Annotated in this window: 17 protein-coding genes, 1 tRNA gene and 1 pseudogene; 9 read left to right on the top strand and 10 right to left on the bottom strand. The window is 71.9% G+C overall.

From position 1 onward, the window contains the following. The first annotated feature begins 155 nt into the window (after positions 1-155). Positions 156-240 (top strand) — tRNA-Leu (locus tag OG349_RS05565). 74 nt (positions 241-314) lie between these two features. Here the strand turns inward: OG349_RS05565 and OG349_RS05560 are convergent. After that, a complete protein-coding gene (locus tag OG349_RS05560; RefSeq protein ID WP_327233517.1) occupies positions 315-809 on the bottom strand; it encodes a hypothetical protein in 495 nt (164 codons plus the stop codon). A 57-nt stretch (positions 810-866) separates the two neighbouring features. Then, positions 867-1,997 (bottom strand): M20 family metallopeptidase, encoded by a 1,131-nt coding sequence (locus OG349_RS05555; RefSeq protein WP_327238459.1) that lies wholly within the window; start codon positions 1,995-1,997, stop codon positions 867-869. A gap of 283 nt (positions 1,998-2,280) precedes the next feature. Here OG349_RS05555 and OG349_RS05550 point away from each other — a divergent pair, with 283 nt between their 5' ends. Continuing rightward, positions 2,281-3,174 carry a LysR family transcriptional regulator gene (locus tag OG349_RS05550; protein WP_327233516.1) on the top strand — a complete coding sequence of 298 codons (894 nt, stop codon included), beginning with the start codon at positions 2,281-2,283 and terminating at the stop codon, positions 3,172-3,174. Positions 3,175-3,235: 61 nt separating this feature from the next. On the opposite strand, the gene OG349_RS05545 is transcribed toward OG349_RS05550, so the two are convergent. The 4 genes from OG349_RS05545 to rplJ form a co-directional block, all read right to left on the bottom strand. Continuing rightward, on the bottom strand, positions 3,236-4,003 hold the full coding sequence (locus OG349_RS05545; protein WP_327233515.1) for a hypothetical protein: 768 nt from the start codon (positions 4,001-4,003) through the stop codon (positions 3,236-3,238). Beyond that, positions 4,000-4,797: a hypothetical protein gene (locus OG349_RS05540; protein ID WP_327233514.1), complete on the bottom strand. Its 798-nt coding sequence runs from the start codon at positions 4,795-4,797 to the stop codon at positions 4,000-4,002. Before OG349_RS05540 ends, OG349_RS05545 begins: the two co-directional genes overlap by 4 nt. A 269-nt stretch (positions 4,798-5,066) precedes the next feature. Continuing rightward, on the bottom strand, positions 5,067-5,450 hold the full coding sequence (rplL, locus tag OG349_RS05535; protein WP_327233513.1) for a 50S ribosomal protein L7/L12: 384 nt from the start codon (positions 5,448-5,450) through the stop codon (positions 5,067-5,069). Between the two features lie 102 nt (positions 5,451-5,552). Then, positions 5,553-6,083, bottom strand: a complete 531-nt coding sequence (rplJ, locus tag OG349_RS05530; protein ID WP_327233512.1) for a 50S ribosomal protein L10 — start codon at positions 6,081-6,083, stop codon at positions 5,553-5,555. Positions 6,084-6,616: 533 nt separating this feature from the next. Here rplJ and OG349_RS05525 point away from each other — a divergent pair. Then, positions 6,617-9,280 (top strand): ATP-binding protein, encoded by a 2,664-nt coding sequence (locus OG349_RS05525; protein WP_327233511.1) that lies wholly within the window; start codon positions 6,617-6,619, stop codon positions 9,278-9,280. A 144-nt stretch (positions 9,281-9,424) separates the two neighbouring features. Continuing rightward, positions 9,425-10,246: a pentapeptide repeat-containing protein gene (locus OG349_RS05520; protein ID WP_327233510.1), complete on the top strand. Its 822-nt coding sequence runs from the start codon at positions 9,425-9,427 to the stop codon at positions 10,244-10,246. Between the two features lie 30 nt (positions 10,247-10,276). On the opposite strand, the gene OG349_RS05515 is transcribed toward OG349_RS05520, so the two are convergent. Both OG349_RS05515 and OG349_RS05510 read right to left on the bottom strand, forming a co-directional pair. Beyond that, positions 10,277-11,683: a D-alanyl-D-alanine carboxypeptidase family protein gene (locus tag OG349_RS05515; RefSeq protein WP_327233509.1), complete on the bottom strand. Its 1,407-nt coding sequence runs from the start codon at positions 11,681-11,683 to the stop codon at positions 10,277-10,279. A gap of 157 nt (positions 11,684-11,840) precedes the next feature. Next, positions 11,841-12,776, bottom strand: coding sequence for a helix-turn-helix domain-containing protein (locus OG349_RS05510; protein WP_327233508.1), 936 nt, complete (start codon positions 12,774-12,776; stop codon positions 11,841-11,843). 346 nt (positions 12,777-13,122) lie between these two features. Between OG349_RS05510 and OG349_RS05505 the strand changes: the two genes are divergently transcribed. The 5 genes from OG349_RS05505 to OG349_RS05485 all read left to right on the top strand — a co-directional run bounded on the left by OG349_RS05505 (position 13,123) and on the right by OG349_RS05485 (position 18,023). Continuing rightward, positions 13,123-14,934 carry a sensor histidine kinase gene (locus tag OG349_RS05505; RefSeq protein ID WP_327233507.1) on the top strand — a complete coding sequence of 604 codons (1,812 nt, stop codon included), beginning with the start codon at positions 13,123-13,125 and terminating at the stop codon, positions 14,932-14,934. Next, positions 14,931-15,338 carry a roadblock/LC7 domain-containing protein gene (locus tag OG349_RS05500; protein ID WP_327233506.1) on the top strand — a complete coding sequence of 136 codons (408 nt, stop codon included), beginning with the start codon at positions 14,931-14,933 and terminating at the stop codon, positions 15,336-15,338. The genes OG349_RS05505 and OG349_RS05500 overlap by 4 nt, the downstream gene beginning before the upstream one ends. Beyond that, on the top strand, positions 15,335-15,706 hold the full coding sequence (locus OG349_RS05495; RefSeq protein WP_327233505.1) for a DUF742 domain-containing protein: 372 nt from the start codon (positions 15,335-15,337) through the stop codon (positions 15,704-15,706). The genes OG349_RS05500 and OG349_RS05495 overlap by 4 nt, the downstream gene beginning before the upstream one ends. Next, a complete protein-coding gene (locus OG349_RS05490) occupies positions 15,687-16,325 on the top strand; it encodes a GTP-binding protein (protein WP_327233504.1) in 639 nt (212 codons plus the stop codon). Before OG349_RS05495 ends, OG349_RS05490 begins: the two co-directional genes overlap by 20 nt. Before the next feature lie 108 nt (positions 16,326-16,433). Next, entirely contained in the window at positions 16,434-18,023 is a 1,590-nt protein-coding gene (locus OG349_RS05485; RefSeq protein WP_327233503.1) for a cytochrome P450, read from the top strand. A 141-nt stretch (positions 18,024-18,164) separates the two neighbouring features. On the opposite strand, the gene OG349_RS05480 is transcribed toward OG349_RS05485, so the two are convergent. Both OG349_RS05480 and OG349_RS05475 read right to left on the bottom strand, forming a co-directional pair. After that, positions 18,165-19,247 carry a terpene synthase family protein gene (locus tag OG349_RS05480; RefSeq protein WP_327233502.1) on the bottom strand — a complete coding sequence of 361 codons (1,083 nt, stop codon included), beginning with the start codon at positions 19,245-19,247 and terminating at the stop codon, positions 18,165-18,167. Between the two features lie 826 nt (positions 19,248-20,073). After that, a pseudogene (locus OG349_RS05475) lies at positions 20,074-20,661 on the bottom strand (TetR/AcrR family transcriptional regulator); the annotation flags it as partial. Position 20,662 lies beyond the last annotated feature (1 nt).

Below are 20,662 nucleotides of genomic sequence, written 5' to 3'. Positions count from 1 at the left end.
GGAGCACCGCACGCCGTCTCCCGGAGCACCGCACGCTCTCTCCCGAAGCACCGGGCGCCGGATCCCTGACCACCGGATATACGGGTGAGGACCACCCTGATCCCCTGGTATCGTTGACCCCGTCGCCGCGAGCACAACCCGCGGTTCGACCACTCGTCCGGGTGGCGGAATGGCAGACGCGCTAGCTTGAGGTGCTAGTGCCCTTTATCGGGCGTGGGGGTTCAAGTCCCCCCTCGGACACACAGCGTGATCAAGGAACTCCCAGTACGGATTCGTCCGGGCTGGGAGTTTTCCGTACGTTCCCGATCCTGCTCTCAGCGGATACCGTTCTTGGCCAGCTGGCCCAGCAGAGCCTCCACCAGCGGGGGGTTCAGGCCCAGAGCCAGGAACGCCAGGGGCTTGAGGCCGTGCCGTGTGATCTCGACCCGGTGGAAGGTCATGAAGACCGACGCGCCGCTGAGCCGGTTCAGCCCGGTCACCTCGCTCCATGCCACCGCGTCCCACTCGCCGCCGAACAGATCGGTGACGACCAGGCCGTCCGTGTAGAGATGGCACTGCCTGAGGCCGAACCTGGCGGACGTACGACGCCAGGCCAGTACGAGACCGGACAGGACGAGCACCACCGCTGTCATGACGGCGCCCTTGGCGAACGCCGCCGGGGGCGCGATGGCCACCAGGCAGACGACGAGGACGACATACAACGCCACGCCGACCCGCCGCGCCATCTGCGCCACGCCGCCTGCCACCCCCGCGACCGGATAACTACCGAGCTTCCGGCCGAGGCCGGGCCCGTCCACGCCTCGTCGCACGATGAATCATCTCCCCTGGAACAATGTCGTGATCTCCCCATCGATCCCCGCCGGCCGTCAGCCGTCGAGGTCAGGCTGACGGGGCGCCAGGTGCCGCGTCCGCATGAGGAGTTGGGCGAGCAGACGGGTGCGGGGGACCATCCGCCCGACCTCGACGTACTCGGTGTCCGCGTGAGCGCCACCGCCCACGCCGCCCAGGCCGTCCAGCGTCGGACAGCCCGCCGCCGCGGTGTAGTTGCCGTCCGAGGCGCCGCCGACGGCGATCCCCCGCAGCGGCTCCTGGCCCAGTTCCGCGGCGAGTCGGGAGGCGAGGGCGAAGAGTTCGGCGGAGGACTCCGGTTCCATGGGCGGCCGCCGGCCGCCGCCCCGCACCTCCAGCCGGGCCCCGGGCGTCCATGGCGTGAGCCCCCGCAGGAGCGCGTCGATCCGGTCCTGCGCCGCCGGGGTCGGCACGCGTACGTCCACCGACACCCGCGCCAGCGCGGGCACCGTGTTGCGCGCACTGCCGGCCGACAGCAGGGTGGGCGTGACGGTCGCGGGGCCCAGGACGGAGTCGGCGCCGACGGCGCCCATCGCGGCCCCGAGACCGGCGATGGACAGCACCTGGTGAGCGGCCTCGATCGCGGCGTTGACTCCCTTGTGCGGTTCCTGACCCGCGTGCGCGGCCCTGCCGTGCACGACGATGTCGTACCGCGCGGTGCCCTTGCGGGCGATCTTGAGCGCGCCCTCGTCATCCGCGGACGCCTCCAGGACAAAAGCGGCCGCGCACCCTCGCGCGGATTCCTCGATCAGCTGCCGGGAGGTCGCCGAGCCGACCTCCTCGTCCCCGTTGACCAGGACGCACACCCCGTCCGGGGACGGCAGCGAGGCCAGGGCGTGGAACATCTGCACCAGGCCCGCCTTCATGTCCAGGACCCCGGGCCCACGGGCGATCCCGTCGGCCACCGACCAGGGGTGGCTCCTGATCGAGCCCATGGGCCACACCGTGTCGTGGTGTCCCACCAGCAGGACCCGCGGTGTGCCGAACGTCCACCGCAGATGGGTCACACCGTCGATCACCATCGTCTCCGGCCCGGCCCCCAGCAGTCTCCTCCCGAGAGCGCCCACCACCTCGGCGCTTCGCGCCACCGCCGCGTGGTCGGCCGAGAAGGACTCGCAGCGCACGAGTTCCTCCAGATCGGCCAGCATCGCCGGCAGCACGGGAGCGGCCCCCCGGGTCATCGGTCCCACCCTCTGCCGACGCCCCGTCGTGCTCTCCGTCGTGACGACACATTTCCCCCTCGGATTTTCGTGGACCGTGGTGCGGCGGGGCCCTTCCCCCTGCGGAGCCCCGCCGCGTGAACGACGTTAGGGCGGGCGAAGGCATTCCACCAGCGACTGGATCGCATAGAATCCATGCGTACAGAGAATGGGTCGTGGGAAGTCGGGCGAGGACGGGGCCCGGAGGATCGTGAAGGGGGAGGGGAGAGTCGTGTTCGAGGTCGACGCGCTCCGGCTGCTCGTGGCCGTGGCCGAGACCGGATCGTTCACCAAGGCGGCGGTCCGGCTCAACTACACACAGTCCGCGGTGTCCCGGCGGATCGCCACGCTGGAACAGCAGGCGGGCGGACCGCTGTTCGAACGGCTCCCCCGGGGAGTACGGCTCAATCCCGCCGGCCGTACGCTGCACCGGCACGCCCTGGAGGTAATGGACCGGCTGTCGCGGGCGGCGCGGGAGCTGGCCGTGCTGAACGCGGGACACGGCGGGCTGCTGCACATCGGAGCGTTCGCCACCGCCAACATCTCGCTCGTGCCCACCGCCCTGCGGGCCCTCCAGCACACCAGGCCGGAGGTCGAGGTCATCGCGGTCGAGGGCTGGACCGACACGCTGATGGAGCGCCTCGCGGACGGGGCGCTGGACCTCGCCGTCGTCAGCGACTACCCGTCCGGTCTGCCGTCGGCCGACGGTGTCACGACGACCGTGCTGTGCGAGGACGAACTGTTCGTGGCTCTCCCGCGTACGCACCGACTGGCCGGAGCCCGGACGGTCGACCTGCGGGAACTGCGCGACGAGGCATGGCTCCACAGCGCGTACGGCGACCGCCCCACGATGCTCGCCGACGCCTGCGCACGGGCGGGCTTCACCCCCAGGAAGATCATCCGGATCGCGGAATGGACCGCGAAGTTCGGCTACGCCGCCGCCGGACTGGGCGTGGCGCTGGTCCCCTCGCTGGCCGCCCGGGCGGTCCCCGGCGAACTCGTGCTGTGCCGCCTCACCGACCCGGAGCTGCGCCGGACCGTCCAGGTGGCACTGCCCACGACCCCACTGCCGGCGGCACTGACCCTGCGGGACCTGCTGCACGACGCCGTTGACCGGACCGGTTGACCGAACCAACGGCTCACGTCCGCGCGCGGCGGTCCGTCACCTGTTCCCGGGCGCGACGGTGTTACGCCAAGAGGGACACGAGTCTGTCGTGGATGCCTTCCTTGCCGTCCGCCGGAGGGCCGGGCACCAACTTGGCCTGGTCCGAGGGGTCCTGGGAGAGCGCGTGCAGGCGGCCCTTGTGGCGGGCGAGGACCAGGCTCGTGCTGTCGCCCGCGATCTCCGCCGAGCCCTGCGCGGTGTAGTGGGTGACCGTGAGCAGCGCGGAACGCTCGGAATCGGCCAGTACGGCGTCGGTGTCCAACGCCGGATCGGGGTCCGCCGACGGACCCCTGGGCAGCCAATCGGTGAGGGTACGGAGCGCCTCGTCGAGCTTGTAGAGGCCGATCTGGTGGACGCCGAGCGCGTCGATGCGGACCATCAGGCAGATCGGCTCGGGCTGGGGGAGCAGCAGGATCCGCCACGGTTCGCCGGGCGTTGTCCCCGTCGTACGGGCGTCGAGCACCTTGCGGGCCCTCTGCTGGAACGCCACGGCGATGCCCAGGTCGCCGCGTACCTGCACCTGTTCGCCGCCGGAGCCCGCCAGAAGCAGTTGGCGGGCGGCCAACGAGCGGACGGCCTCGGTGAGTTCGTCGTCCGACGGCCGGGCTTCGAGGAAGTCCACGATGGCGTCCACGGCCGTGAGTTCGGCGATGGTGTACGCGCCGAGCAGGACGGGGCCGGTGTACACCAGGTCCACCACGGCCGTGACCAGCCCCGGGGGGACGGACGCCTCGCCCGGACTCGGCGCCGACGGGTCCGGAGCGATGTCGTGCCGGTCGTCGTCACTCATGACGTACCTCCTGCCTTCCAGCTGCTCGCCGCGGGCGGCTCACGCCCCTCGCGCAGCACGTCGGCGGCGACCGGCGACGGTGTCTGGGTCACCCACACCTCGGAGTTGCCGAACAGCCCCCGCCCCGCCGTGCCGGACAGTGCCTGGCCCAGCTCACCGGCCAGGTCGGGCCGGTCCGGGGGCGGGAACCGGGCCGCCAGCTGCGGGGCGGCGGCGGTGACGTCGTCGTTCGCCTCGATCCTGCGCAGCGCCTCGGTCAGGGACCGTGCGACCGGAGGAGTGAGGGAGGTGGGCATGGCCAGGACCGGTGACAGGTACATCGGATGCCGCTCGGTCATCCGTGACAGCCCCCAGGGACCGACGTTGCTGCCGGTGAACCGGTACACCACGTAGTCCATGAGGTGCCGGAGGTCGTCCAGGCTGGGCAGCTTGCTCCCGCCGAACGCGGCCGGGGTCTTCTCCAGCTGCACCCAGGTGCCCTGCGCCGTACGCCCGTGCAGCTTCTCCCGCACCACGTGGCCGCGCATGCCGATGTCGGGGTAGAGCTTCTTGTCGATGTCACGGTGGTGGCTGGAGATCCGGGGATGACTGCCCTTGCCGGCCCGCCAGGCCTCGTACAGCCGCGGATCGTCCACCAGCACATGGCCGCCGCGGAGAACGTCACGCAGTTGCGGCACCTGGAGTCCGTGCCGCTCCAGGTCGGAGAGGATCGCCGCTTCCTCCGGGCTGAGGCGCTCGGCCGCCCGTAGCAGACCTCTGCGGTATTCCCCCGCCCGCGCGGTGATCCCGATCATGAGACGGACCCTGTCGCGCACGGTCGCGGTCCGCTGGGCGCTGACGGGGCTCGCAGCCGCCCCGCCGGTCCGCCCGGCGTGTTTCACGAGCGCTGGTATGGGCTTGCGCTTCATCTGGCCAGTACAGCACGAGAGGGGGGAACCCGCAGAGGAAGAAGTCGTGGGGCCAGAGGACAGGGCCTCCCGCCGCCCAGGCCGGCTGACGCCGCCCGGCCGGCAAGAGGCCCTGTTCTCGTACGGTGGTCCGGGGCGCCCTCAGGCGCCCGCGATCACTTGACCTCGACGGCGGCGCCCGCGGCCTTGAGGGACTCGGCGGCCTTGTCGGCGACCTCCTTGGCGACCTTCTCCAGGACGGGCTTGGGGGCACCGTCCACGAGGTCCTTGGCTTCCTTGAGGCCCAGCGAGGTCAGCTCCCGCACCACCTTGATGACCTGGATCTTCTTCTCGCCCGCGCCCGTGAGGACAACGTCGAACTCGTCCTGCTCGTCGGCCGCCTCGACCGGGGCACCCGGGCCCGCGGGGCCGGCGGCGGCGACCGCCGCGGCGGCGGTGACGTCGAACTTCTCCTCGAACGCCTTGACGAACCCGGACAGTTCGAGCAGGGTCATGTCCTCGAACTGCGCGAGCAGGTCGTCCTGCGACAGCTTCGCCATGATGGCGGTCCTTCCACTATTCCGGCCGATGCCGGGTGTACGTGTCGGCGGGCGCGCGGCCCGCGGCGGCCCTCACCGGACGGTGACGGCCGTGACGCCGGGTTACGCGGCGGCGTCCCGCTCTTCCTTCTTGACGCGAAGCGCTTCCGCGGTGCGGACGAACTTCGAGGGAAGCGCCTGGAAGAGGGAGGCAGCCTGGGACTGCTTGCCCTTCATGGCACCCGCCAGCTTGGAGAGCAGAACCTCGCGGGACTCGAGGTCCGCAAGCTTCTTGAACTCATCGGCGGACAGCGCCTTACCGTCAAGGACACCGCCCTTGATGATGAGATTCGGGTTGTCCTTGGCGAAGTCACGAAGACCCTTCGCCGACTCCACCGGGTCACCGGTGACGAAGGCAACCGCCGTCGGACCCGCGAACAGGTCGTCCAGCGTGTTGATCCCGGCCTCGTTGGCCGCGATCTTGGTCAGCGTGTTCTTCACCACGGAGTACTGGGCGTTCGCACCGAGGGAACGGCGCAGCTCCTTGAGCTGCGCCACGGTGAGACCCCGGTACTCGGTCAGCACAGCGGCGTTCGAACTGCGGAACTTGTCCGTCAGCTCGGCCACCGCGGCAGCCTTGTCGGGCCTTGCCATGAGCATCGGCCTCCTTCCGGGTGATGAGGACCGCTCTCGGAAGGGGCTGAACGAACGAAACGCCCCGGCACAGGCGCACGGGGCGCGGCCCGGCCGCACGGCAAACCCTGCCGTCGTGCCGAAGCTCTCCCACATGACCTGCGCAGGCCGTCCGCAGCTAGCGGATCCTTCGGCCGCCGGGCTCTGTGACGAGCGCACGACGACAACCAGCGGTCTTTGGCTTCGGCACGACAGTAGGCAAACGGGTTGTAACCGGCAAATCCGCTTCGGTGGGGAGTTTCGGCAGCCTTCGTATGCCACAACAGGCCCTCGTGCGGCCTGGGTTGGTGGACGCCACCGCGTCGGCGAGCGGCCCCGTTCGCAAGCCCGGCACCCGTCACGATCACCCGATCGAGACTCCTGTTCGACAGGCGACCGACGAACCGGGCTGTTGGCCATGAGACGGTTGAATCCCGTGGAATCCCGTCCGGCGGCGGAGGTTCGCGGCTACCCTCGACACCTGACCAGCGCACTGTTCGAAGAGGGGAGCGTGGATGGTGCCCGGGGCCGAGCGGCCGGTCGTTCTTCCTTTGCTCGAACGTGAATCGGAGCTGGCTTCGGCGACGCGGGCCGTGGACGCGTTGTGCGGGACCGCTCCCGCCGGTGGGCTGCTCGTCTACCGGGGCGCCGCCGGGCTCGGCAAGACCGCGTTGCTCAACGAGGTACGGCGGTTCGCGGCGGGGCGCTGTGCCGTGTGGTCCGCGCGGGGCGGCGAGACGGTCACGTCCGTTCCCTTCCACGGTGTACGGCAGCTCCTGCAACCCGCCCTCATGGCCGGTGAGTCCGGGGGCGCGACGGCGGGGGAGGCCCTCGACGCGCGTGAACTGCTCGGTGACCGGTACGAGATCGTCGGCCCCGCCCTCGGGATAACCCCGCCCGGCACCCAGCACGCCGACCCGCAGGGTGTCAGGGACGGACTCGACGTCCTGGTCGACCGGCTCGCCGAGGTGTACGGACCGCTCCTGCTCGTCATCGACGACGCGCACTGGGCCGACCTGGAGACCCTCACCTGGCTCGCGTCCTTCGCCGGGCGGCCGCCCGGCGGACCGCCCGTCCTCGTCGTGGTCGCGTACCGCACCGAAGAGGCCGTCGGCGAGACCGCGCGGCACCTCCAGACGCTCGGGACCGCCGCCAGACTGCGCGTCTCCCTGCGCGCGCTCACCCCTGAAGCCACCGCCGAGCTGACCCGCGCCACCCTGGGCGAGGACGCGGACGACCCGTTCTGCCGTGAGGTGTGGGCCGTCACCGGCGGCAACGCGTACGAAACGGTCGAACTGCTCGCCAAGGTCCAGGACAGCGGACTGCCCGCAGTCGAGGACTCGGCGAGCGCCCTGCGCGCCCTCGGCGCCTCCGCCCGCGGCAAGGGCCTTGTCGCCCGGCTGGAGGAACTGGGCACGAACATCACCAAGTTCGCCTGGGCGGCGGCCGTCCTCGGCACGGACATCTCCCTCGACCTGGCCATCTCCCTGTCGGGTCTCGGGTGGGACGATGCCGCCGAATGCGCCGAACGGCTGCGCGCGGCCCGGATCCTGGAGGGCACCGACCCGCTGGAGTTCGTCCACCCGCTCATCGCCGGGGCCGTGTACCGCGCCATCCCGCCGGCCATGAGGACCGCGTTGCACGGCCGCGCCGCCTGGGCCGTCTCCCGCAGCGGACGGGGAGCCGCCGCCGCGGCGCCGCACCTCCTCGAAGTCCACCCGGACAACGACGCGGAACTAGTGGGCCAGTTACGCGAAGCAGCCGCCGAGAACCTCGCCGTCGGCGCACCCGACGCCGCGCGGCGCTGCCTCGAACGCGCCCTGGACGAACCGCCGTTGCCCGCCGTCCGGGCGCGGGTGCTGTACGAACTGGGCTGCGCCACCCTGCTCACCTCACCGGCCACCACCGTCGGCCACCTGCGCGCCGCGCTCGACAGCCCCGACCTCGACCCCGCACTCCGGGTCGACGTGGTGTTCCGGCTGGCGCAGGCCCTCACGCACAACAACCAGACCGGCGAGGCCGCGCAGGTCGTCGCCGAGGAGGTGGCCCGCGCCGAACCGGGCCGGGACCGGCTGCGGTTGCAGGCCGCGCACTTCCTCTGGGAGGGCGTACGGGCCGTGGAGGACAACGGCCCGGCCCGCTCCGGGCGGCTGCGCGAGGTGGCCCGTACGCTCACCGGCCGCGACAACACCGAACGTGTCCTGCTGATGCTGCGCGCCTTCGACGGTACGGTTCGGGGCGAGAGCGCCGAAGAGATCGTCCAGATCGGTGAACGGGCCCTGCTGGACGGGCGGTTGGCGCCCGGTGTCGGCTGGGCCGACGCCGCGTGGGGCTTCGAGGCCCCGGCCCTGCTCGGCCTGTCGTACGCGTTCGCCGACCGGCTCGACCGGGCCGAGAGCCTGTTCACCGAAGCGCTGCGGGCCTTCGAGATCTCCGGCTGGAGCGGCGGCCATCTCGCCTTCGCCCACGCGCTCGTCGGGTACACGCACCGCAGGCGCGGCCGGCTCGACGAGGCCGAGATGTACCTGCGCGAGAGCCTGCGGCTCGCCGACCGCGTCGGCGACGGCCTGCCGATGCACTGGGACGCGGCCTGCATGCTCATCGACACCCTGCTCGCCCGGGGCCACGTCGAAGCGGCCCGGGAAGCGGCCGAGCGCCACGCCTTCGCACCCCCGTACTCGTCCTCGATCGTCATCCCCGACGCCCAGTCCGTCCGGGGCCGGCTGCTCCTCGCCCAGGGGCGGCACGACGAGGCGGTCGCCGAACTCGAAGCGGCGGGGCGGGCGTTGACGGCCCGGGGCCGGCACAACATCGTCATGGCGCCGTGGGCGTGCGACCTCGCGCGGGCGCTCGCGCACACGGACCCGGTCCGCGCGGCGGAGCTGGCCCGGTACGCCCGCGACCGCGCGGAACGCTTCGGTACGGACACCGCCATCGGTGTCGCCCTGAGCTGCGAGGCCTCGTTGAAGGAGGGACCGGCGGCGGTCGGCCTCCTCGCGCACGCCGTCGACCATCTCGACGCCTCACCCTGCGCGTACGAACGTGCCGTCGCCCGCGTCGAGTACGGCATCGCCGCCCACCTCCCCGTCGAACTCACCCGTGGTCTGGAACTCGCGAGGCGCTGCGGCGCCGACGGACTGGTGGCACGGGCGGAACAGGCCATGGCGGGCATCCGCTGATCCCACGGGCCGACCTCACGGGCCGACGTCACGGGCCGACCTCACGGGCTGACCTCACGTGGGCCGATCCAGGCCGGGGCGGGCGCGCCCCGGGAGGTAGGCTCGGTGCCGACCGTGGAAGTACAGAGCAGGAGATCAGCGACGTTGTCCGAGAAGCCGGGCCCCACCGAACCCGCCCCCCTGCGGGCCGACTGCGGCAACTGCTTCGGGCTGTGCTGCGTCGCCCTGACCTTCTCGGTCTCCGCGGACTTCCCCGTCGAGAAGAAGGCCGGGGACCCCTGCCACCACCTCCGTGACGACTCCCGCTGCGGTATCCACGACCGCCTGCGGACCCAGGGCTACCAGGGCTGCACGGTGTACGACTGTTTCGGCGCCGGACAGCGGGTCTCCCAGGTCACCTTCGCGGGCCGCGACTGGCGGGAGGCACCCGGGACCGCCGGGCAGATGTTCGCCGCGCTGCCCGTGATGCGCCAGCTCCACGAACTCCTCTGGTACTTGACCGAAGCCCTCACGCTCGCACCCGCCAGGACCGTGCACGCCGAGATCCGCCCCGTCCTGGCCGCGACCGAGCGCCTGGCCCGGAGCGACCCCGACGCCCTGCTGGAGATCGACGTCGCGGCGCACCGGGCGCGGGTCAATCCCTTGCTGCTGCGGACGAGTGAGCTGGTACGGGCCCAGGTCCGCGGCAAGAGGAAGAACCGCAGGGGAGCCGACCTGTTCGGGGCGAAACTCAAGGGCGCCGACCTGCGCGGCGCGGACCTGCGGGGCGCGTATCTGATCGCCGCCGACCTGCGCCGCGCCGACCTGCGGCTGGCGGATCTGATCGGCGCGGACCTGCGGGACACCGATCTGCGCGGCGCCGATCTGACCGGCAGCATCTTCCTCACCCAGAGCCAGGTGAACGCCGCGAAGGGCGACTCCGGCACCGCGATCCCGCCGACGCTGGTGCGCCCCGCGCACTGGTAGCGCGCCGGCGACGCTCGCCGGCAGCGCGCTTCAGCGGCGGCGCGGCCGGCGCCGTACCGCGCGGACGGTGAAGAGGGCGAGCGCCGCGAGAACCGCCGCGCCGATGACCACCGTCGGCATGAGGTACGAGGACCCGCCGGACCCGCCCGACCCCGCGGCGGTGTCGGACTCCCGGCCTCCGGGGCCCGACGCCCCCGCGCCGGCCCGCACTTCGGGCCCGTGCGCCCCGCCGACCGCTCCGGTCATCGGCTCGCCCACCACTCCGGGCGCGGTCTCGCCTCCTCCGGCCTGCCCGGTGCGCTTCATCTGCTCGGTCCGCTCCGTCCGCTCCCTCCGCAGGATGCGCTCGGTCTCCTCCGAGTCACTCCGCGCCCCGCCCCGTACCGCCTTCCCGGCCTGGCGGCTGGGCGGAGTCACCGGATCGGCCGGCGCGGGACGCAGCGAGCCCACCGGGGTGACCTGGCCCTCGGCGGCGAAGCCCCAGTCCAGCAGCGACCTGGCCTCCTCGTACACCGCCTGCGACGCGCCCGACTGCGGGTTCATCACCGTCACCAGCAGCGTCCGGTCGCCGCGCCGGGCGGCGGCGACGAGCGTGTTGCCCGCCCGCGAGGTGTAGCCGTTCTTGACGCCGATCAGCCCCGGGTAGCGCTCCACCCCGCCCGCCCCGCTGAGCAGCCGGTTGGTGTTCTGGATGCCGTACGTGCCCTTGTCGCCGGGGAACTGCGCCTCGGCGGTCGAGCTGTACCGTACGAACTCCGGTGAGGCCAGGCCCGTACGGCCGAACACGGCCAGGTCGTACGCCGAGGACACCTGGCCCGGCTCGTCGTAGCCGTCCGGGGACACGACATGGGTGTCGAGCGCGCCCAGCATCCGCGCCTTCTCCCGCATCTGGGTCACCGTCGAGTCCCAGCCGCCGTTCATCGCGGCGAGGACCCGCACCGCGTCGTTGCCGGAGCTGAGGAACACACCGCGCCACAGGTCGGCCACCTTGTAGGACTGCCCGGGGATCACCCCGACCAGGCTGCTCCCCTCGCCGATCCCCGCCAGGTCGTCCTCGGTGACCGTGTGCCGGGCGTGTTCGGACAGGTGCGGCAGGGCGGTGACGGCGAAGAGGGTCTTGAGGGTGCTCGCGGGCGGCAGCCGGCGGTGGGCGTTGTGGGCGGCGAGGACATCACCCGTCGCGGCGTCGGCGACCAGCCAGGACAGGGCGGAGACCTCGCTCGGGGGCGAGGGCGCGCCCGGGGCGGGGCGTACCCGCGTCCCCGGTTCGTACAGCAGCGCGCGATCGGCGGTGCCGGAGGAACCGGCGGCCGGCGGGAGGGGTTCGGTCCTTGTGTGGGCGGCGGCCGGTGAGGGCGCGGGCAGGAGGACCAGCAGGCCGGTGGCTAGGGCCACCGTCCCGGAGAGCGCGGAGCGCGTCGCGGATCTGATGATCATTCAGCCACGGTAGGAACGGTGGGCGCTCCCCGCACCGCCACCTGCGCCGTCCGGACGTACGGGCGTCCGCCGCCCGTACATCCGTACACCCTGAGTGAGGGAGGCGACCGCGCACCCGATCGGGTGACGACCGCGGGTCAGCGGTCGGGTCCGGCGGTCAGTGGTCGGCGGGATCGGGGGTCGAGGCGGTGGCCGGTGCGGGGGAGGTCACCGGCGCCGACAGGGTCGGATCCGGGACCAGGGACGGGTCGGCCTCCGCCATCCGCTCGGGCCCGATGACGTCCAGCAGCTTGAGCCGGTCGGCCTCCGGCGTACCGGGCGCGGCCGAGCAGGTGACGATCCGCAGGTCGTTGCCGGGCGCGACGAGCGTGTCGCAGTCGACGTCCACCGGTCCGACATCCGGGTGATGGACGGTCCTGGTGTCGCTCTCGTGGAACCCGTTGATACGGGAGTTCCACAGCTGCCCGAACCGGCCGCTGACGCGGCGCAGGTCGCCGATGAGGAACCGCAGCTTCTCGTCGGTGGGGTAGCGGACGGTCGCGGCCCGCAGGTCGGCGACGACGGCGGCCTCGAAGCGCGCCTCCTGCTCCAGCGTGTGGCTGATCCGGCTGGGCAGTCCGGCGAAGTGCTGCCAGGCGGCGTTGCGGCCGCGGCCCTGCTGCGTCGACGGGTCCCCGAGGAGGGCGGCCCACAGCGGGTTCCAGGTGATCAGGTTCCAGGCGGCGTCGTACACCCCGCACGGCGTGCCGGTCAGCTGGTCGAGCAGGCGCCGCACGCTCGGCGGGACGTGGTCCGAGACATGTCCGGTGGCGGGCGGGGACTGCCCGGCGAGGAGGAACAGGTGCCGGTGCTCACCGTCGGACAGCCGCAGAGCGCGGGCCAGGGTGGTGAGGACCTGGACGGACGGCGAGGTCGCCCGGCCCTGTTCCAGCCGGACGATGTACTCCACGGACAGCCCGGTCAGGTCGGCCAGCTCCTCCCGGCGCAGGCCGGGCGGTCGGCGGGACTGGTCGGCGGGCAGCCCGGCCTCGGCCGGGGTGATCCGGTCACGCCAGCGGTGCAGGGCCGTGCCCAGCTCTCCGTGTCGGCTCATGCGTCCAGTATCGGGTGGTATGGGCAACCCTGCCCGGCGCCGGGGGCCGGGCGCGCCGGGGCACGCACGGACCTGGAGCGGTAATCGCTCACCTGTTCGATGATCGTATCGTCGTGGTCACTCTTCGTGCTGTCGCGGACGCGCAGCGTGCGAAGGCGCGAGTCTATGCCCGCCGGACCGGGTCGTGCAGGAGGTTGAACGATTATGCCGATGCGGTGATTCGGCCGGGCTAGGCTCTCGCGGAGCGCGCCGAGTTGAGATGAAATCAGGCATTTGTTCGCACCTGTCTGAATCATTCGAATGATCCGACTGTTGATCCGACTGAATCGACCGCCAGAGGGCTTACATGGTTCGTGTTGAAGCACCCCCGACTGATCAAGCGCCCCCCGTCGCCCGCACCCTGGCGCTCCCCGCCGCCCTGATGGTCGCGGCGACGACAGCCACCGTGGCCGTCGTCGCCGACGCCGCCCGGATACCGATCGTGCTGTACGGCGCCGTCGCGACCGTCGTGGTCACCTGGTACGCGGCCGAACTGGCCCGGCGCGGCAGGGCGGTCCGTACGCTCCACGAGCGGTACGCCCACCGCGTCGCGCTGTTGGAGCGGTATCTCGCCGAGCACGACGAGGAGACCGTACGGCTCGGCAAGGAGCTGATGCCCGCCGCGATCCACCGGCTGCGCCAGGGCGAATCACCCCTGGAGGTGATCCGCGTGGTGGTGGACGGCGACGAGAACTACCGCGAACTCCCCCCGGCACAGCGCGCCTTGCTGCGCTCGGTGCTGGACATCGTCGACAACGAAGAGGCCATGCGTGAGTCCGCGCAGCGCTCCTTCGTGAACATCGCCCGCCGCGTGCAGGCCATCGTGCACCAACAGGCCAGCGAACTGCGGGAGATGGAGGAGCACCACGGCCGCAACCCCGAGGTCTTCGACGACCTGCTGCGGATCGACCACGGCACCGCGCTGATCGGCCGGCTCGCCGACAGCATCGCGGTGCTCGGCAAGGCCCGCCCCGGCCGCCAATGGCCCAAGCCCGTACCGCTGTTCAGCGTGTTGCGCGGCGCGATGTCCCGGATCCTGGAGTACCAGCGGGTCGACCTGCACTCGATCGCCAAGGTCGCGATCATCGGCACCGCCGTCGAACCGCTCATCCACGCCTGCGCCGAACTCCTCGACAACGCCACCCGCTACTCGCCGCCGCAGACCCGCGTCCACGTCACGGCGGTCGAGGTGCAGACCGGCATCGCGATCGAGATCGAGGACGGCGGCGTCAGCCTCAGCGAGGAGGCCAGGACCAGGGCCGAGCGCATGCTCGCGCAGGCCCAGGCCGGTATCGACCTCAACGACCTCGGCGAGACACCCCGCCTCGGCATGGCCGTCGTCGGCCGGCTCTGTCAGATGTACAACCTCCAGGTGTCGCTGCGGCAGTCCGCGTACGGCGGGGTCCGCGCCGTCCTCGTCGTACCGCGCGATGTCATCACCACCGGTCCCGCGCCCGGTATCGCGCACGGCATCGGCGCCTCGGCGCTGCCCCGGGGCAGCGGTGCGGAGCTGCCGACGGCCGACGCGCTGCGGCCCGGTAACCGGGTGCGCCCCGGGGAGCACGTACGTCCCGGGGAGCAGGCGCGTCCCGGGGCGCAGGTGCCCCGGCCGGTCACAGGACCGCAGCGGCCCGCCCCGGTCGCCGCCGCCCTGGAGGACGACGCGCCCGTCGTCACGGAGTGGACCGAGAACGGGCTGCCGCAACGGCGCAGCCGGGGCCGTGCCCCCCTCGGCTCGCACAACCTCGGCCGCCGCGCCACGGTGGGGGCGCAGGCACCCGAGCACCGGGGCGGCCCTGGCGGCGCGCCGGGCAACGGCGGCCGGAGCAATGGCATCGGTCATGGCAACGGCAACGGCAACGGCAACGGCAACGGCAACGGCAATGGCAACGGTCACAGCACCGCAGCCGGCTCAGGCTCCAGCTCCGGCACCGCGGCCGACAGCGGCCCCGGCGGCGCGCCCGCGCAGAAGCCGGGGCCCGGCATCTGGCTCGAAGCGTTCACCAAGGCGGTCAACGGCACCGCGCAGGAGCCGCCCGCCGACGCGGGGGAGGCGCCGGGCCGGCCCGGCGACCGGGACGAATCAGACGACGCGTGGGGCAAGGGAGACGTGAAGTGATCCAGCAGAGGGCGAACATGGACTGGATGCTCAAGGAACTGGCCGACGGCGTACCGCAGATCCAGCAGATCGTGGTCCTCTCCGCGGACGGTCTCCGCATCGCCCGGCACGGCGGCGACCCCGACGTCGCCGACCGCCTCGCGGCGGCCTGCGCCGGACTCCAGAGCCTGGCCGCCGCCGTCGCGTCGGAGATCCCCCTCAGCGACGGCCGGATGAGACTTGTCGTCATCGAGGTCGGGGGCGGCTTCTTCTACCTGATGGAGGCCGGGACCGGCGCGTACCTCGCCGTCCTCGCCGACGAGACGGTCGACGCCGGCCTGGTCGGCGCCCGGATGCGGGACATGGTCGTCCGTATCGGCGCCCACCTCACCAGCCCGCCGCGCCACGACGGGCTGGCCGGATGACCCCTCCCCAACGAGAACGCCGTCGTCCCGAGGCGGACGTGGGGGATCCGGAACGGCTGTACGTGATCACCGGCGGGCCCGACGGCGCCGAGCGCGCCGAACTCGACCTGGTGACCATGATCGTGGCACGTGACGAACCGTCACCGACGGTTCAGCCGGAGCAGGCGGCCATCCTCCGGCTGTGCCGGGCGCCCCTGTCCGTCGCGGAGTTGTCCGCCTACCTGACTCTCCCGTTCAGCGTGGTGACCGCCCTGCTGACCGAACTCCTCGCGACCCACATGGTCGAGTCGCGGGCGCCCGTCGTCCGCGCGGCACTTCCCGACCGGTCCCTCCTCGAAGCGGTGATGCATGGACTCCAGAAGCTCTGACGCGGTCGCGGGCACGCGCGCGGGCGGCGTCGCGGGGCCGCGTACCGAAGACGTTCTGCCCACCACGGCCACCTCCGCGGTGAAGGTCGTGATCGTGGGCGGATTCGGCGTCGGCAAGACGACGATGGTGGGTTCGGTCAGCGAGATCAGACCCCTCACCACCGAAGAGACCATGACCCAGGCCGGGGTGGGCGTCGACGACAACAAGGGGGTGGAGAGCAAGACCGCCACCACCGTCGCCATGGACTTCGGCCGCATCAGCATCACGGAACACCTGGTGCTGTACCTCTTCGGCACGCCAGGTCAGGAGCGTTTCTGGTTCCTGTGGAACGGCCTCTTCGAAGGGGCCCTCGGGGCGGTCGTCCTCGTCGACACCCGGCGCCTCGAAGTCAGCTTCGACGTGATCGGACGGCTGGAGGAGCGCGGCGTGCCGTTCGTCGTCGCGGTCAACACCTTCCCCGACGCGCCGCACCACCCCGTCGAGGTGCTGCGGACCGCCCTCGACCTGCCCGACGAGGTGCCCATGGTCGACTGCGACGCGCGGCTGCGGGCGTCGAGCCGCGACGTGCTGCTGACGCTGATGCGCTATCTGCACGCGCTGGCGCTCCCGCCCGGCTGACCGGCGCCTTCCTCTTCCCCGTTTCCCCGTTTCCCCGTTTCCCCGTTTCCACATCGCCCCGCACCCCCTTGACCTTCCGGACCTTCCGGCCCGATTCCTGGAGTGACCGTGACCACCCCCTTTTCCGACCGACCCGGGACGGACGACCACGGGGCGCCGCCCCCCGGCTGCCCCGCCCACGGCCTGACCTTCACCCCGGACAGCCTCACCCCCAACGGACTGCGCCGGCTGTACGGCCCCGAGGCCGAGAACGACCCCATGGGCCTGTACGAGAAGCTGCGCGCCGAACACGGCACCGTGGCACCCGTGTTGCTCCAGGGCGACGTGCCCGCCTGGCTGGTCCTCGGCCACAGCGAGAACCTCCACATGACCCGTACCCCCTCGCAGTTCTCCCGGGACGCCCGCCGCTGGCGCGCCCTGCACGACGGTTCCGTGGCCCCCGACCACCCGCTCGCCCCGGTCTTCACCTGGCAGCCCATCTGCGTCTTCGCCGACGGCGCCGACCACGAACGGCTGCGCGGCGCGGTCACCGACTCCCTCGCCCGGATCGACCACCGGGGGGTCAGGCGCTACATCAACCGGTACAGCAACCGCCTGGTGAACGACTTCTGCCAGGAGGGCAGGGCCGACCTCGTCAGCCGGTTCGCCGAGCACCTGCCGATGATGGTGATGGCACAGATCATCGGCATGCCGGAGGAGTACAACGACCGGCTGGTCGAGGCCGCCCGCGACATGATCAAGGGCACCGAGACCGCGATCGAGTCCAACGCGTACGTCATGGCCGCCCTGAACAGGCTGGTGGCACGCCGCCGGATCGCGCCCGAGGAGGACTTCGCGACCTGGCTCACCGAGCACCCGGCGGGCCTCACCGACGACGAGGTCGGCCAGCACCTGCGGCTGGTGCTGATCGCGGCGTACGAGACCACCGCGAACCTCATCGCCAACGTCCTGCGCATGGTGCTCACCGACCCCCGGTTCCGAGCCCAGTTGAGCGGTGGGCACATGACACTGCCCGAGGCGGTCGAGCAGACGCTGTGGGACGAACCGCCGTTCACCACGATCTTCGGCCGCTGGGCCGTCGGTGACACCGAGCTGGGCGGCCAGCGCATCAAGGCGGGCGACGCGCTGGTGGTCGGGATCGCCGCGGCCAACGTCGATCCGGTGGTACGGCCCGACCTCAACGCGTCCATGCAGGGCAACCGTTCGCATCTCGCGTTCAGTGGCGGCCCCCACGAGTGCCCGGGACAGGACATCGGCCGGGCCATCGCCGACACGGGCATCGACGCGCTGCTGCTGCGGCTCCCGGACATTCAACTGGCCGTGGAGGAGCACGAGTTGCGATGGACAGGTGCACTGATGTCCCGTCAGTTGCAGGAGCTGCCGGTGACGTTCGCGCCCCGGCCGCCGCAGGACGTCACCGGGCCGCCGAGCGCGTCGCCGCACGTGACACGCCCGCAGTGGCAGGTGGAGTCGCCGAGGCCGGCCGCCGTACCACGCCAGGTGTCGCCGCCCTTCCCGGCCGGGCGTCCAGAGGCGCCGGTGGGGGCCGCGGCGGCGGCCCCGGCGCACGAGCCGGTCCCGGACGTGGGCGCGGGCGCCGGACCCGCACCGCTGGCGGGGATGATCCCCGCGCAGCGCGAGGGGTCGGCGCCACGGCGGGCATGGCGGGCGGTGGCCCGGTGGTGGCGCGGTTACTGAGCGCTGAGCGCTGACCGTTGAGCACTGAGCACTGAGACCTGAGTACGGCCCGGGCCCGGCGGCCTGTGCCGGTGTCGGTGGGGCGCGTCCGGGCACGGCGCCGGTGTCGGTGGGACCGGGCCCGGGCGTCGCGCCGGTGTGTCAGTGGGACGGCTCCAACTGGTCCCACCACCAGGCGATGGTGGGGAGGGGGAGCGGCTCCGGGCTGTCGTCGGCGGGATGCTGCTTCCACCACCCGCCGGGGGTCGCCCCGGGCCCCGACGGCACCCGGTAGCGCGGGCACGCGGACGCCCAGTCGAGGTGACCGCGCACGAACTGGGCGAGCCCTTCCACGTACCGGCGCAGCGCGGTGTGCGCCTCCTTGGCCACCTGCTCCGACAGCCGTTCGAAGAGCACCATGACGCGGTCCCGCATCGCCACGGCCCGCACCAGCGCACGAGAGGGATCGCAGTCGTGTTCCCGGCACAGGACGTCGATCAGGTTGAGGTTGTCGTCGGCCCGCTGGAGTTCCTTGTTGCGGGAGTACAGGTCGTTGTCCCAGCTCACGAGCGTCCAGGTGATCTCCGTCAGGGCGCGGACGCGCGGATCCTCCATGTCCCGGTCCGGTACGGAGAAGCCGCCGACGATCTCGATCATCGCGGTGGACGGCGCCATGCCGATGGACCGCATCCAGAGCGTGATGTAGTCGTCCAGCGTGGGCAGTCCGGGGCTCCTGCGCCAGGAGGCCTCCCACACCACGCCCGAGGTGTACACCCGCATCGCGTCCGTCCAGCGCCGTAACTGCTTGGGCGACGCGAGGAGTTCCAGATCCGTGCGCAGCGCGCGCAGGGCGGAGGTGTGCGGCGAGTCGCCGGGAGAGTGGGCGGCGGGGGCCTCAAGGGCGCGCATGATGCGCGAGGTCTCCTGGGCGAGCAGATCGGCGGTGGCACCGGACTCGTCGCACACACTGTCGTCGAGTGAGAACAGCACCGCGTGGAACTTGGACATGAGCGTCAGTGGTTCCAGCTGCCCGTACGGCATCGTCGACGCGGTGAGGCCGCCGAAGTCGCAGACGGCCAGCCGTTCGATCTGGTGCTCGTCGGTGTCGAGCCGCTGCTGGAGCATCCACTCCACGGTCACCTGGTTGAAGGTGTCGACAGCCGGGTGCCTGACGGGCGGGAAGGGACAGTAGAACGGCACAGCGGGCAGCTGTTGGGCCGAGGTCTGTTCCGAGACACGGGTCATGATCGGCCTCCTGTATACGACGAGAGGAGCGGTATGTGCCGGTTGTGTGCCGAGGGCGTGCCGGTGGTGCGCCGGAGCGCTGCTCTGCTGTGGGGGTGACTGATGGAGCGTATATGCCCGGGTCGGATCGTCAACTACATATCAATTGGCCACTGCCTGGCTGAAATTGACTGATCGTGAGCCCGTGGGGATCGCTGCGGAAGGCGTGTCGGCCCGGCTTCGGCGGCTTCTCCCGTCCGCCGACCGCCACGTGTGCGAGGGAAGGCGATCGCTTCCGGAGTGTTCATGGCTGACCTGTATCGGTCGGGACAACGTCCGGATCACTATGGAATACGTCTTTGACCGGTCGCGCGGAGAGACGGACGCACGCGGTCCGCCTACCTCTCCGGACGGGCGCGCCGGTAAGTGTCGATGGGGAAGAACCGCAGGCCAACCCGCCTGGCATATGCCACGCTGCCGTCCTTCGTGAGGCCGTTCAAGGGGGTACTCGTGGGCCGTCGTGGGGCCCCTGGTGCGCGTGCTGGTGTGTTCGCGGTGTGTGTTCGGTGTGCGCTCGTGCTCGCCGTGTGTTCGGCCCCGCACGCCGGTGGCCCCTCCCGGGGGAGGGGCCACCGGCCCGAGGCGCGCCGCCCCCGTCCCCACGGTGCGGCGCGGGTGGACCGTTGTCATCCGCTCTTGGACGACGGTCCACCGGTCATGAGGGCCGGGTGACTCCGGCGAGAACGCCCGCGCGGGCAAGTGTCGTGGCGCCGTCGCGGGCGTTTGTCGTCGCGCTCTCGCGGACGGGCGGTGTGACGCTCTCCCGGGCGGCCTTCACGGCGCAGGGCCCCGCCCTCAGTCCGAGCGCCGGGAAGATCGCGGCCTCCAGGAAGCGCGTGAGGTACGTCTCGTCCGCGTGCCGACCCTCCAGCATCGGCCGGGCCCGTACGACACCGATGAGCTGGGCCGCCACGAACTCCGCCGCCGGATTGTCGGCGGCGATCTCGCCGCGCGCCACGGCGCGTCGGATCATCGCGTCGATCGCCGCGATCTCCGGCTCGATCAGCGCCTCACGCAACGCCCGCAGCAGCTCGGGGTTCTGGAGGGCGGCGTGGCTGAGCGCGTGCATCAGCGTCGTGTCACGCCCCGAACCCGCCCCCGCCGTACAGGCCGCCGCGAGCAGGTCGCCCTTCAGGGTGCCGGTGTCGACACTCGCCAGCGCGAGACAGCGGGTGCCGCGCAGCGCGGCTGCCACGAGCTGCGGCTTCGTACGCCACTGGCGGTAGAGCGTGGACTTCCCGCAGCGCGTGCGCGCGGCGACGCCCTCCATGGTCAGCGCGTCGTACCCGCCTTCTCTGAGCAGGTCGAGAGCGGCCTCGTAGAACTCCAGCTCCCGTTCCGGCGTGATCTTGGAGCGGCGCTGCTGCGGCGTCATC

This window comes from Streptomyces sp. NBC_01317 (assembly GCF_035961655.1).
Taxonomy (GTDB): Bacteria; Actinomycetota; Actinomycetes; order Streptomycetales; family Streptomycetaceae; genus Streptomyces.
The sequence above is the reverse complement of the archived record's forward strand: the minus strand, read 5'-3'. Positions and strand labels throughout refer to the sequence as shown.

Coding starts and splice junctions, on each gene's coding strand:
- OG349_RS05495 (WP_327233505.1), top strand. CDS start 15,335: ATGACCCCTCCCCAACGAGAACGCCGTCGTCCCGAGGCGGACGTGGGG.
- rplL (WP_327233513.1), bottom strand. CDS start 5,450: ATGGCGAAGCTGTCGCAGGACGACCTGCTCGCGCAGTTCGAGGACATG.
- OG349_RS05480 (WP_327233502.1), bottom strand. CDS start 19,247: ATGACCCGTGTCTCGGAACAGACCTCGGCCCAACAGCTGCCCGCTGTG.
- OG349_RS05540 (WP_327233514.1), bottom strand. CDS start 4,797: ATGATCGGGATCACCGCGCGGGCGGGGGAATACCGCAGAGGTCTGCTA.
- OG349_RS05510 (WP_327233508.1), bottom strand. CDS start 12,776: ATGAGCCGACACGGAGAGCTGGGCACGGCCCTGCACCGCTGGCGTGAC.
- OG349_RS05515 (WP_327233509.1), bottom strand. CDS start 11,683: ATGATCATCAGATCCGCGACGCGCTCCGCGCTCTCCGGGACGGTGGCC.
- OG349_RS05545 (WP_327233515.1), bottom strand. CDS start 4,003: ATGAGTGACGACGACCGGCACGACATCGCTCCGGACCCGTCGGCGCCG.
- OG349_RS05525 (WP_327233511.1), top strand. CDS start 6,617: ATGGTGCCCGGGGCCGAGCGGCCGGTCGTTCTTCCTTTGCTCGAACGT.
- rplJ (WP_327233512.1), bottom strand. CDS start 6,083: ATGGCAAGGCCCGACAAGGCTGCCGCGGTGGCCGAGCTGACGGACAAG.
- OG349_RS05490 (WP_327233504.1), top strand. CDS start 15,687: ATGGACTCCAGAAGCTCTGACGCGGTCGCGGGCACGCGCGCGGGCGGC.
- OG349_RS05505 (WP_327233507.1), top strand. CDS start 13,123: ATGGTTCGTGTTGAAGCACCCCCGACTGATCAAGCGCCCCCCGTCGCC.
- OG349_RS05555 (WP_327238459.1), bottom strand. CDS start 1,997: ATGCTGGCCGATCTGGAGGAACTCGTGCGCTGCGAGTCCTTCTCGGCC.